At 41.2% G+C, this 11,255-nt stretch carries 15 protein-coding genes and 1 rRNA gene; 3 read left to right on the top strand and 13 right to left on the bottom strand.

The window, feature by feature from the left end:
• Both HNR53_RS20645 and HNR53_RS20640 read right to left on the bottom strand, forming a co-directional pair.
• A 16S ribosomal RNA gene (locus HNR53_RS20645) occupies positions 1-66 on the bottom strand; the annotation flags it as partial.
• Positions 67-293: 227 nt separating this feature from the next.
• Positions 294-542, bottom strand: a complete 249-nt coding sequence (locus HNR53_RS20640; RefSeq protein ID WP_184529649.1) for a hypothetical protein — start codon at positions 540-542, stop codon at positions 294-296.
• 166 nt (positions 543-708) lie between these two features.
• On the opposite strand from HNR53_RS20640, the gene pdaB reads away from it, so the two are divergent.
• Positions 709-1,461 carry a polysaccharide deacetylase family sporulation protein PdaB gene (gene pdaB, locus HNR53_RS20635; protein WP_184529647.1) on the top strand — a complete coding sequence of 251 codons (753 nt, stop codon included), beginning with the start codon at positions 709-711 and terminating at the stop codon, positions 1,459-1,461.
• Positions 1,462-1,533: 72 nt separating this feature from the next.
• On the opposite strand, the gene HNR53_RS20630 is transcribed toward pdaB, so the two are convergent.
• Complete coding sequence (locus HNR53_RS20630; RefSeq protein ID WP_184529655.1) at positions 1,534-2,220, bottom strand: KinB-signaling pathway activation protein; 687 nt, start codon at positions 2,218-2,220, stop codon at positions 1,534-1,536.
• A 145-nt stretch (positions 2,221-2,365) separates the two neighbouring features.
• Here HNR53_RS20630 and gerD point away from each other — a divergent pair, with 145 nt between their 5' ends.
• The gene (gene gerD, locus HNR53_RS20625) at positions 2,366-2,947 is read left to right on the top strand and encodes a spore germination lipoprotein GerD (RefSeq protein WP_184529645.1); all 582 of its coding nucleotides are present in this window, start codon (positions 2,366-2,368) and stop codon (positions 2,945-2,947) included.
• Between the two features lie 108 nt (positions 2,948-3,055).
• Here gerD and HNR53_RS20620 read toward each other — a convergent pair whose 3' ends face one another.
• From HNR53_RS20620 to HNR53_RS20580, 9 genes are all read right to left on the bottom strand, one after another.
• Positions 3,056-4,108, bottom strand: coding sequence for an Mrp/NBP35 family ATP-binding protein (locus tag HNR53_RS20620; RefSeq protein WP_184529643.1), 1,053 nt, complete (start codon positions 4,106-4,108; stop codon positions 3,056-3,058).
• A 143-nt stretch (positions 4,109-4,251) separates the two neighbouring features.
• Positions 4,252-4,971 carry an N-acetylmuramoyl-L-alanine amidase CwlD gene (gene cwlD / locus HNR53_RS20615; protein ID WP_184529641.1) on the bottom strand — a complete coding sequence of 240 codons (720 nt, stop codon included), beginning with the start codon at positions 4,969-4,971 and terminating at the stop codon, positions 4,252-4,254.
• Positions 4,972-5,354: 383 nt separating this feature from the next.
• Positions 5,355-5,798: a DUF2521 family protein gene (locus HNR53_RS20610; protein WP_184529639.1), complete on the bottom strand. Its 444-nt coding sequence runs from the start codon at positions 5,796-5,798 to the stop codon at positions 5,355-5,357.
• A 219-nt stretch (positions 5,799-6,017) separates the two neighbouring features.
• The gene (gene rpsI, locus HNR53_RS20605) at positions 6,018-6,410 is read right to left on the bottom strand and encodes a 30S ribosomal protein S9 (protein WP_184529636.1); all 393 of its coding nucleotides are present in this window, start codon (positions 6,408-6,410) and stop codon (positions 6,018-6,020) included.
• Between the two features lie 21 nt (positions 6,411-6,431).
• The gene (rplM, locus tag HNR53_RS20600; protein WP_184529634.1) at positions 6,432-6,869 is read right to left on the bottom strand and encodes a 50S ribosomal protein L13; all 438 of its coding nucleotides are present in this window, start codon (positions 6,867-6,869) and stop codon (positions 6,432-6,434) included.
• Between the two features lie 215 nt (positions 6,870-7,084).
• Positions 7,085-7,822, bottom strand: coding sequence for a tRNA pseudouridine(38-40) synthase TruA (gene truA, locus HNR53_RS20595; protein ID WP_184529632.1), 738 nt, complete (start codon positions 7,820-7,822; stop codon positions 7,085-7,087).
• Positions 7,823-7,841: 19 nt separating this feature from the next.
• The gene (locus HNR53_RS20590; RefSeq protein ID WP_184529630.1) at positions 7,842-8,639 is read right to left on the bottom strand and encodes an energy-coupling factor transporter transmembrane component T family protein; all 798 of its coding nucleotides are present in this window, start codon (positions 8,637-8,639) and stop codon (positions 7,842-7,844) included.
• On the bottom strand, positions 8,636-9,505 hold the full coding sequence (locus HNR53_RS20585) for an energy-coupling factor ABC transporter ATP-binding protein (protein ID WP_184529628.1): 870 nt from the start codon (positions 9,503-9,505) through the stop codon (positions 8,636-8,638). The genes HNR53_RS20590 and HNR53_RS20585 overlap by 4 nt, the downstream gene beginning before the upstream one ends.
• The gene (locus HNR53_RS20580) at positions 9,481-10,320 is read right to left on the bottom strand and encodes an energy-coupling factor ABC transporter ATP-binding protein (protein ID WP_184529625.1); all 840 of its coding nucleotides are present in this window, start codon (positions 10,318-10,320) and stop codon (positions 9,481-9,483) included. The genes HNR53_RS20585 and HNR53_RS20580 overlap by 25 nt, the downstream gene beginning before the upstream one ends.
• A 318-nt stretch (positions 10,321-10,638) precedes the next feature.
• On the opposite strand from HNR53_RS20580, the gene HNR53_RS20575 reads away from it, so the two are divergent.
• Entirely contained in the window at positions 10,639-10,788 is a 150-nt protein-coding gene (locus HNR53_RS20575) for a hypothetical protein (RefSeq protein WP_184529623.1), read from the top strand.
• A 49-nt stretch (positions 10,789-10,837) separates the two neighbouring features.
• On the opposite strand, the gene rplQ is transcribed toward HNR53_RS20575, so the two are convergent.
• Positions 10,838-11,200 carry a 50S ribosomal protein L17 gene (gene rplQ, locus HNR53_RS20570; protein WP_184529621.1) on the bottom strand — a complete coding sequence of 121 codons (363 nt, stop codon included), beginning with the start codon at positions 11,198-11,200 and terminating at the stop codon, positions 10,838-10,840.
• Positions 11,201-11,255: the final 55 nt, after the last annotated feature.

The raw sequence follows: 11,255 nt of genomic DNA, 5'->3' as shown, positions 1-11,255 counted from the left end.
CTCGACTTGCATGTATTAGGCACGCCGCCAGCGTTCGTCCTGAGCCAGGATCAAACTCTCCAATAAAGAGTATGAGTTAGCTCATAAAATTTGTTGTTAAAACAACTAGAATTAACGTTGACGTTTTTGTTTGTTTAGTTTTCAAAGAGCAATCATTTTACGTCACCTGAAAGCGACTTTAATAATTTAACATTTTTATTTTTGTGTGTCAACTGTTTTTACGAAAAGTTTTTTGAACTTATTCCCTTGCTCAGCAGCGACGTTATTTAATATAACAAATGGCATTTTATAAGTCAACATTTTTTTATATTATTTTTGTTTTGTTTTCCTTTTTGCTTTGGTCTCATATACTTTAAACAGTCCTTATGTGTGGATATTCGTTTAAACAAAGAAAACAATATTTTATATCGTTCCTCCATTGCGCTTTTTACTAAAACATCAATTCGATGGTCTTCCAGATCAAAGATGATTTCATCCATTTCCCTTTTTAATAAATATTGAATCTCTTTGACTTCCATTTCACCTAAAAGCATTCCAAGCATCTATATGCCCCCTGTTTATAAAATAAAGATAAGTAAAAGTTTTTGCTTCCGCTTTTCTTAGTTAATGTAGTTTTTTCCAAACTTACTCTTTTTTATGAATTAATAGTTCATTTTCTTTTTATTCCCTCATAGGATTGAATAGGAGTGTTTGGGACGAGGTGATGGGATGAACTTTTTTTATGTACTGAATGGTAAAATAATAAAACAAATTTTAGTTATTGGTGTAGCTGCTTTTTTCACCGCTTGGTTTTTATTTATCGGAAATACTGTTCAAGTTCCTGTTTTCTCTACAAAGGACGGACCAAAGGCCATTTATAAAGGGGAAAAGGATGTAGCATTAACCTTCAATATTGGGTGGGGTGATGAGAAGGCTGAACCTATTCTCGATACATTAAAGGAACAAGGAGTAAAATCGGCTACCTTCTTTTTGTCGGCATCATGGGCAGAAAGACATCCCGAGCTCGTAAGCCGTATTGCCAAAGAAGGTTATGAAATCGGAATGCTGGGATATGAATACATTGATTATTCGGAGGTGGAGGAGAAGCAGATTGGCCAGGACATTGCCAAAGCCCAGACAGCTTTTAAAAAGCTGAATATTAATAACATCAAGCTCCTGCGTGCCCCAACCGGACATTTTAATCATGCAGCCTTAAAGATTTCGCAGCGATATGGGTATACAATGGTTCACTGGAGTATCGATTCCAAGGATTGGACGAACCCAGGGGTCAGGACTATTAACCAAAATGTCTCTAAGGCCAAGAAGGGCGATATCATTCTGCTTCACGCCTCAGATTCGGCAATACAAACAGAAAAAGCACTCCCGCTCATTCTGGATACACTAAAAAAGAAAAATCTTGAACTTGTTACAGTCTCAGAAATGATTGCCAATGCAGAAACAAAAACCTCAGAAATTAAATAAAGGGTGAGCCGCTTGATTGATCTGGCGGCTCACCCTTCTACTGTACCTTTTACTTTTTATCCTGCAAGCAGATTAGTGCTTTTCTGCTGCCTTTTTCCCCGCCTTTTTAGCAGCGGATGCTTTATTCCCCTTCTCTTTTGAACGTTCATCCCTTTCCTTTTGGGACTTCTCATTCAGCCTATGAAGAATAAGCAATTGATAGGTGTTACAAACTAATAGTGGAAAAATCATTAAATAAACCCAGCTCGTCTCATTCGGTCGCAATACAGGTACCCATTCAATGACTGTTATGACAATCATGAAGAAAACAGCCGGGATAAAGGCACTTTTATTCGTTTGTCTCACTTTAAAATAAGCAACGATTGAAGCAACAATGAGGATCATAACAGCCGGAGCGAGATATGGCAGGATTCCTTCCCCTGCTTCTGCGAATGATTTGTAACGAAAATAAACTAAATCGAATAAAACAAATAAAATAAGTACAATTTGAATCCCGTTCCATAAAGAGGGTGCTTTAAAAATCCCTAACCCAAAACGGTGGACAGTTAAGTAGGCAAAAAACCCCATTTGGCTGATTGCACTGAAAGTCATCCCCACGCCAAACAGCCACAGCAGTGTTGAGAAGATTTTTATGATATCGAAATTCATAAAATATGGTTCAAATTCGTTCCAGCGAACAATGAACCCAGTAATAACCGTTACAACTCCTCCAATGAATAAGGTAGTAAAAAATAAATGAACTACATTTCGGCTTGTCACAAACATATCCCCCATTATGTATATCTTCCTTAATACGATTGTACCAACCAAAACTTGAAAAATCTAGACGCAGGTTCAAATGAATAATTTGTCCTGAATTTCTTCATTCTAAGAATAGGATCAATTCTGAAAGGAGCTATTGTCAATGAAAAAAGTGATTTCTTTGCTCCTCCCTTTTCTTGCTCTTCTCCTTATTACCGGCTGTAATCAGGAAGTGGCAGGCAATGGTCAATTAGATTATGAGCAAACGAAAAAAATGGTTGTTGATATATTAAAAACGGATGATGGAAAAAAGGCCATTCAAGATGTCATGTCCGATGAAAAGCTAAGGCAGGAGCTCATCATGGATCAAGCCATTGTAACTGAAACCATTCAAACTACTTTGACGAGTGATAAGGGTATAGATTTTTGGAAAAAAACATTCCAGGACCCAAAATTTACCGAAACGATCGCTAAAAGTATGCAAAAAGAACAGGAACAGGTTTTAAAAAATCTTATGAATGATCCTGAATACCGCGGAAAATTAATCGAAGTACTAAAAGATCCTGAATTAGCCAAGGAAATGAGCGATCTATTAAAAAGCAATGAATATCGGGAGCACTTGAAGCAGGTCGTAACAGAAACAATTGAAAGCCCGCTCTACCAAACAAAAATACAAGAACTCCTGTTAAAGGCCGCTGAAGAAAAGGGAAAAGAGGGCAAAGAAAAGAAAGCAGAAAATGCATAGCTGTTACATCCAGCCTCACAAGCCTTTTAGGTTGGGGGGCTTTTTCATGAAAAAAACCGAGCACAAAACGAATATGTTTTATGCCCGGTTTTTTATTCCTTGCTGTATCTATCTGAGTGCCTTAACTATCTTCTCCGCAATCTCTTTGTAAATTTTACCGATGCGGTGATCTTCCTGATAAATAGAAGGAGCAAAATCATCTTCATCCCAGTCAGGCTGCCCCAGCGGTAGCTGACCAAGAACCTCTGTCTTTAGTTCTTCAGCAAGTCTTTCACCGCCGCCTTGACCAAAGACATATTCTTTTTCACCGGTAACTTTGCTTTCAAAATAGGACATATTCTCAATAACTCCCAGAAGTTCATGCTCTGTTTTCAAGGCCATAACACCCGCACGCGCTGCAACAAATGCCGCTGTCGGATGCGGTGTCGTAACGATAATTTCTTTACACGCAGGCAGCATTTGGTGAAGGTCAAGTGCCACATCGCCTGTACCTGGAGGCAGGTCAAGCAATAAATAGTCCAGATCTCCCCATTCAACCTCATTAAAGAAGCTGTTCAGCATTTTTCCAAGCATTGGTCCGCGCCAAATAATCGGAGAGTTATCCTCTACAAAAAAGCCCATAGAAATGACCTTAACGCCAAAGCGTTCTACTGGGAGTATTTTCTCCCCTTGAACAGCAGGCCGTTCTGTAATCCCCATCATATCAGGTACACTAAAGCCGTAAATATCGGCATCCACTAAACCAACTTTTTTTCCCAGCCTGGCAAGACTTACAGCCAGATTCACAGAAACGGTTGATTTCCCCACACCGCCTTTACCACTCGCAATCGCAATAAAAGTCGTCTTGTTGCCCGGTGCTAATAAGCCCTTTGCTCCTTCGCTTCCTTCGGCGCGGTATTTCTCCAGCACTTCCTCCGGCAATTCACTAAAGCGGATCCCCACTGTTTCAGCCCCTGCACCCTTCAATGCTTCGACAATTTGATTCTGAAGCTGAAGCTGCTCAGCTGTTCCAGTTTTGGCAATTGCCACCTTAACACTCACATGGTTCTTTTCTTCCTTCACCTTGATCTCTTCAATAGCATTTAACTCTGCTAAAGATATATGTAAGAAAGGCTCTTTTAACGGATTTATCAGTTCTCTTGCTTGTTCTGCAGTAAACATATCATATGCACCAACCTTTTCTAATCTTCTAATTTTCAGTATATACTACAAAGAGCAGCCATTACCATTATTTGAATCACAGCAATCCCGTTACATATATATTTAATATGTGCATTTCGCACAAAAAGACGTCATCGAGACGTCTAGTAAACGATTTTTATTTCCTTTTCATTTGTAAAATAGCGTAATACACCAAGATAGACCGACTCTGCCAGCATATCTTGATAGGATTTCTTCTTCAGATTTGCCTGTTCCCTTGGATTGGAAAGAAAACCGACTTCAACGAGGACGCCCGGTCTTTTCGCGTGTTTAATAATATAAACATTATTAATCGGCTTCGCTTCCCGTGTTGTATTTTTTAGGTTCCTTTTAAATTCATCTTGAATAAACTTTGCTGCTCTTGCATTTTCTTTATGATGAGGGGCGTAAAAGGTCTGAGCGCCGCTCCAGCGTGGAGAAGGAATGGAATTTAAATGAACACTGATGAAAAGATCTGCGTTGGATTCATTGATGATGTTCAGCCTTTTTTTCAAATCCTCCGTCTTTCTTTTACTGTACCCACGCGTACTTTTGTTTGCCAAATCTTTATCTTCCTCGCGTGTCATCATCACGAATGCACCCTGCTCTTCAAGATACTGTTTCATTTTTAATGAGACATCTAAAGCAATATCTTTTTCCAGTGCATTCTTATCACCGGCACCTCCGTCAGGTCCCCCGTGACCCGGGTCGATCAATATCACTTTACCCGATAACGGAAGATTCCACGGCTTCCATGTGTTATCTTCTGAGAAATCATATTGTAAAACAAAGAACAGGACGGTGAGTCCCAGCATAAATAATATAGCCTTCCATTTTTTCTTCATGTTCTTTATCAAGCCCCCCAACTCGTCCTTCTCATACAATATATGGGACGAGGGGGCTTGATAGAACATTTAACTTTATTCAGTAGAAGTGTCCTCCACTTCTATAAGTGGCTGGTTAAATGCATTAACTTTACCAATTCAGTGGGGGTTCAAACCCCGGCTGAATAAAGTTAAAGCCTCCGGCGGATGCCTCGATTTTTCAAAGGAAATTTTTCGAGCAAGCTCGACGACGGACAGGACGTCCTAGTCAGGCGAAGCCATAAGGCTTTTCTTAGAACTTTAGTTCTTAGAAAAGTCAATCGGGCTCAGCGCGACAGGATGTGGCGCTTTGGGCGTGAAAAAAATCGGGCACAAATACGCCAAGGCGCATTTGATTAAAGGGGTTAATGCAGCTTTAATTTAATCCGTTTTTCCCCTTTATAAAAACCATCCATCCACCAGCTGTTAATATATTGCTCGCAAAGATAATAAAGGGATTCGCTCATCACCCCTTCATCACCGCTGCCCCAGTAGAGCATAAAATTATATAATGTATCGACAATGTGCTTTTCTTCATTCTGGCAGCGCAGCTTAACCTGATTTACTTCTTCACCATAAAGACCGAAGCGGCTTAGACTGGCGCCTAATAAAAAAGCCTCAATGGCCACATCATAACAAGCTTCTTCTATTCCCCGATTCATAACCAGGCTCTGTGTGAGACGGAAGGAGCCAAAAAACTGCTGCACCCTTTCCTTTAATACCTTCAGGGAGATTTCACGCAGAACGGATTTCTCATAATTGATTTGCTTCATTCTTTTTTTCTCAGCAAACGATGTAATGACATTCACAAGTTTTTCACCTCTTAGCTGTAGTTTTAACTACAGGAAAGCCATCATTCACACATTGGCATTGTTTTGCCTGCCAATTTTTATCTCAATGCAGCGGATATTTCACCTTTGGCAATAGCCTATTATTATTTTGCATCCCTTCTATATCCAAGCATTGAACGTCAATACAAAAAAGACCCCCGAACCATAAAGATTCGAGAGCCTTTGAAACGCCAATAATTAACGTTTTGAGAATTGTGGTGCACGACGTGCGCCTTTAAGACCGTATTTTTTACGCTCTTTCATACGTGGATCACGTGTTAATAATCCAGCGCGTTTTAATGTTCCACGGTATTCAGGATCCACTTGAAGTAACGCACGAGCAATACCATGACGGATAGCTCCTGCTTGACCAGTGTAGCCTCCACCGTTAACATTTACAAGCACATCATAGCTGCCAAGAGTTTCAGTAGCTACAAGCGGTTGATTTACAACCTCACGTAATGCTGCAAATGGAATATAATCTGTCATTTCACGACCATTGATAATTACTTTACCGTCGCCTGGAACTAAACGAACACGTGCAACGGAGCTTTTACGACGACCAGTACCAATATATTGAACCTGTGCCAAGATAATAACCTCCCTTAAAAATTATCCACGAAGTTCGTAAACTTCAGGTTGTTGAGCTTGGTGCGGATGTTCGCTACCAGCATATACATGTAATTTTCTAAACATTTGACGGCCTAAAGAATTCTTAGGAAGCATGCCTTTGATAGCTAGCTCAAGCATTCTTTCAGGGTAGTTTGTACGCATTTCAAGAGCTGTTCTTTGTTTTAAACCGCCTGGGTGTAAGCTGTGACGGTAGTAGATTTTGTCAGTTAATTTTTTACCAGTTAATTGAATCTTTGAAGCATTTAAAAGAATAACATGATCACCAGTATCAACATGTGGTGTGTAAGTTGGTTTATGTTTACCACGTAAGATTGCTGCAACTTCAGAAGCAAGGCGACCTAAAGTTTTGCCTTCTGCATCAATCACGTACCATTTACGCTCAATATTTTGTGCATTTGCCATAAACGTTGTACGCATGAGTTTCCCTCCTAATAATTAGCTTTCATTTTTTAAAAGTAAATCTGTTCCGATATTTAATCACAATAAGTTCCGGGGCTTATCGTGGGATTAAAATAATCATACCATATAATAATAAAGCCTCGATCAACCAATGTCAAGAAAATGTTACACCAGGTTTAGTTGTTATGAAAAAAAGATGTAAGGAATGTCGACGTCAGCACATCCTGTGCAAGTTAATAAAACACTTTCCATAAATATAACCCATGAGCCGGGGCAGTTTTCCCTGCCAGCTGCCGGTCCTTCCCATTAAGGATCTGTGGTATTTCCTCAGGATTTCGCAGCCCGCGGCCAACTTCCAGCAGTGTTCCGGTAAGAATCCGCACCATATTATAAAGAAAGCCATTGCCGGAAAAACGGAAAAGCAACAGCTCTTCTTCCTCAATCAATTCAATCTCCGAAATCGTGCGCACTCGATCCACCACTTCTGATTTTGCCGAGCAGAAGCTGGTGAAGTCATGTGTACCGATTAAGTATGATGCAGTCTCCCGCATCCGTTCCACATTCAACGGATACGTAAAATGAAATTGGTAATGGCGCGTAAACGGATCCTTTTCCTGCGCCAACCGTACAAAATAGCGGTATTCCTTACCAACAGCATCAAATCGGGCATGGAAATCTGACTCAGCCCTTTCTACCCTGCGAATCACAATATCGTCAGGGAGATTCGCCTGAAGAGCCTTAACCCAGCTATCTTCTGGAATGAACAGCGAAGAATCAAAATGAATGACTTGACCCTTAGCATGGACACCTGCGTCAGTTCTTCCAGATGCCGTAATTTTCACATCGTTCCCCTTATGAAGCCTTTTCAGCGCTGCTTCGATTTCACTTTGCACCGTACGCTTGCCCGGCTGAACCTGATAACCTGAAAACAAGGTGCCATCATAACAAACTGTACACTTATATCGTTGCATATTGAGGGTCCTCCCTCCGCTAGGTTCTAAAAAGAAATAACAAAAGAGCCACCATTAATATGAACAGGATCATTCCTGTATCGACCATACGCCAGCTTAGCTGGCGATACTTTGTTCTTCCCTCTCCACCGCGGTATCCTCTTGCTTCCATGGCCACGGCAAGCTCTTCCGCTCGTTTAAATGAGCTGATAAACAATGGAATTAAAAGAGGAACAATCGCTCTTATACGCTCTTTTACAGGTCCGCCGGAGAATTCAACGCCTCGTGCTGTCTGTGCCTTCATAATTTTATCCGTTTCCTGCATAAGCGTCGGAATAAACCTTAGGGCAATGGACATCATTAAGGCCAGCTCGTGTACGGGGAATCTCACCTTTTTAAGCGGTGCAAGCAGATACTCAATTCCATCCGTAATTTCAATCGGCGTAGTAGTAAGGGTAAGTAATGAAGTCACCAAAACAAGGAGGAGAAATCTTAAGGAAATATAAATCCCTTGTCTGATCCCTTCTTCATAAATCTTAAACCAGCCCAAATCTACAATAAGGTCACCGCCTCGTGTAAAAAAGAAGTGGATAAGCAAAGTAAATAGGACGAGCCACAATACGGGAATAAGTCCAGTCAAAATAAATCGAACGGAGATTTTCGATAGCATAATCATGATAACCGTAAACAAAAGCAAAATTCCATATGTGGCCGTGTTATTTGCGATAAAGACAATGCAGACAAATAAAAAAACCAGCGTTAGCTTGGACCTTGGATCCATGCGGTGCAACAGCGATTCTGCAGGTACAAAGCGGCCAAAAATCATTTTATCCATCATTTTGGCACACCTCTTTTCAAGCTCTCAGCTATTTCCTCTGTTAGTTCTTCCATCGTCAGGCAAATCTTATTGAGCTTAATCTGGAAAGTATCCTCAAATTTCCTTTGGAAACGAATGACCTCTGGGACATCTAAACCAAGTTCAATCAAGCCATCCGGTGAAGCAAAGATCTCTGCAGGAACACCTTTTTTATATACTTCCCCTTTATGCATGACAACAATCTGATCGGCATAGCGTGCTGCATCTTCCATACTGTGGGTAACAAGAATGGTCGACAATTGCCTCTCTTTATGAAGATCATAGAACATATTCATAATTTCCTTACGTCCGCGCGGATCTAAACCGGCTGTAGGCTCATCCAGCACGATTGTCTCTGGCTCCATGGCCAAGACACCAGCGATGGCCACTCGCCTCATTTGACCTCCTGATAAGTCAAACGGAGATTTCTGCAAATAGTCTTCTGAAAGACCGACCTGCTTAATGGCCGCCCTTGCTCTTGCCTTGGCATCTTCCTCGGAGACCCCAAAATTCATCGGACCAAAGCAAATATCCTTTTCAATCGTTTCTTCAAACAACTGATGTTCCGGGAACTGAAAGACAATCCCTACCTTCTGTCTTACATGTTTTAATCCCTTTTTCTTCTCTCCTGCAGTGATCACAGTATCTCCAATAGTGACACTGCCTTTTGTCGGCCTTAATAAGGCGTTCAAATGCTGCAGTACCGTTGATTTCCCTGAGCCGGTATGACCAATAACAGCCAAATACGTTCCAGAAGGAATATCAAGTGTTACATCCTTTAATGCCAGCCGTTCAAAAGGAGTACCTGCTTGATAACGATATTCTACATTTTGGAGTAAGATGTCCATAATCCTGCCACCAACTCTTCGTCTGTTAAATATGGTTTTGAAATCGGCACACCTTTTTCCTTCAGCGCTTTGCTCAGCTTCACAGGAAACGGAATGTCCAATCCAAGTGCAATTAATTCTTCATCCATTTGAAAAATTTCCTCTGGTGTTCCTTCGCGATAAAGTTTCCCTTTATTGAGAACAACGATTCGATCAGCCTTTGCCGCCTCCTCCAAATCATGAGTGATGGAGATAACGGTCATATGATGGTCCTTCTTCAGCTCTCTAACTATATCAAGAACTTCCTCTCTGCCCTTTGGATCAAGCATCGATGTGGCTTCATCCAGGATAATCACAGCCGGTCGAAGCGCAATAACTCCGGCAATGGCCACTCTCTGCTTCTGTCCCCCGGAAAGATTATGCGGTTCCTGGTTAAGGAAGGAATCCATCTGAACCTTGGCCAGTGAAGATCTCACTCTTTCCACCATATCTTCTCTCTCGATCCCGTTATTTTCCAAAGCAAATGCGACATCGTCCTGAACCGTTGAACCGACGAATTGGTTATCGGGGTTTTGGAAAACCATACCAACAAGCCGTCTGATATCCCATACCGTATCCTCACTGAGCAAAATGCCGCAAACCGTGATAGAGCCCTTATGTGGATATTGCAGTCCATTCAAAAGCTTTGCCAGTGTTGATTTGCCAGACCCATTATGACCAACAACGGCCAGCCATTCCCCTTCATAGATCGAAAAAGAAACATCATTAAGGGCAAATTCGTTTTGTCCTTCGTATTTATATGAAATCTGATCGATTTGAACAAGCGGCTTTTGCATTCTTGTCCCCCCTCAGCTCAACTTTTCTCAAGGCCGTCCGGAAAAATGCTGATAATAAAAAAAATACTCGCCTTGTGGCGAGCGTTGATTGTGTGAAGCAACCATTATTATAGCTGATTTACACTTTTGTGAACTAAGCACATTTTAGAAGCTGTCGATCATAAAGGTGTGTCAATCTGCTAGTCGTATAGTAGACTGCCTCCCCAATCATTGCCCATTTATAAGCAATACTTAGCACAAAAAAGCCTGCGCCTCTTCAAAAGAAACCGTATTCTAAAAAACTGAAGAGACGCATGAGCTAGACGAGACATATTATAAATGTGCGATAGTCAGCACATAGAGGCAAAACTGGCTGCCGCCATCCAATCTGCAGTATTGAAGGAACATGCTCATCGTAACGCTCTTTTTTGGCTTGGAAAGACGCCTGTCTTTCCCGGGGTACGTAATACCCTTGTGAAAAAGGGCTAGGAAGGGGTAATGCATTATCCAATCCTATGCCCTTGTAATTTTGCAAATCTTAAACTAATTCGATAATAACCATTGGAGCACCGTCACCGCGGCGAGGTCCCAATTTCATAATACGAGTGTATCCACCTTGACGTTCTTCGTAACGTGGAGCGATATCGCTGAATAATTTTTGTACAGCATCTTGATTTGTTTCAGCGTTAGCCACCTCATGACGAATATAAGCAGCTGCTTGACGACGAGCATGTAAATCTCCGCGTTTACCAAGCGTAATCATCTTTTCAACGATTGAACGTAATTCTTTCGCACGAGTTTCAGTTGTTTGAATGCGCTCGTTGATAATTAAATCTGTTGTTAAATCACGAAGCATTGCTTTACGTTGAGAACTAGTACGTCCTAACTTTCTGTATCCCATGAAAGTTTCCCTCCTTTTTCGAAGTGTGCTAATTTTTCTTGACCTAGTAAATACT

Source organism: Bacillus benzoevorans, from assembly GCF_014207535.1.
In the GTDB taxonomy this organism is placed as follows: domain Bacteria; phylum Bacillota; class Bacilli; order Bacillales; family Cytobacillaceae; genus Bacillus_BD; species Bacillus_BD benzoevorans.
The sequence above is the reverse complement of the archived record's forward strand: the minus strand, read 5'-3'. Positions and strand labels throughout refer to the sequence as shown.

Coding starts and splice junctions, on each gene's coding strand:
- HNR53_RS20640 (WP_184529649.1), bottom strand. CDS start 542: ATGCTTGGAATGCTTTTAGGTGAAATGGAAGTCAAAGAGATTCAATAT.
- pdaB (WP_184529647.1), top strand. CDS start 709: ATGAACTTTTTTTATGTACTGAATGGTAAAATAATAAAACAAATTTTA.
- gerD (WP_184529645.1), top strand. CDS start 2,366: ATGAAAAAAGTGATTTCTTTGCTCCTCCCTTTTCTTGCTCTTCTCCTT.
- HNR53_RS20620 (WP_184529643.1), bottom strand. CDS start 4,108: ATGTTTACTGCAGAACAAGCAAGAGAACTGATAAATCCGTTAAAAGAG.
- cwlD (WP_184529641.1), bottom strand. CDS start 4,971: ATGAAGAAAAAATGGAAGGCTATATTATTTATGCTGGGACTCACCGTC.
- rplM (WP_184529634.1), bottom strand. CDS start 6,869: ATGCGTACAACGTTTATGGCAAATGCACAAAATATTGAGCGTAAATGG.
- truA (WP_184529632.1), bottom strand. CDS start 7,822: ATGCAACGATATAAGTGTACAGTTTGTTATGATGGCACCTTGTTTTCA.
- HNR53_RS20590 (WP_184529630.1), bottom strand. CDS start 8,639: ATGATGGATAAAATGATTTTTGGCCGCTTTGTACCTGCAGAATCGCTG.
- HNR53_RS20585 (WP_184529628.1), bottom strand. CDS start 9,505: ATGGACATCTTACTCCAAAATGTAGAATATCGTTATCAAGCAGGTACT.
- HNR53_RS20580 (WP_184529625.1), bottom strand. CDS start 10,320: ATGCAAAAGCCGCTTGTTCAAATCGATCAGATTTCATATAAATACGAA.
- HNR53_RS20575 (WP_184529623.1), top strand. CDS start 10,639: ATGTGCGATAGTCAGCACATAGAGGCAAAACTGGCTGCCGCCATCCAA.
- rplQ (WP_184529621.1), bottom strand. CDS start 11,200: ATGGGATACAGAAAGTTAGGACGTACTAGTTCTCAACGTAAAGCAATG.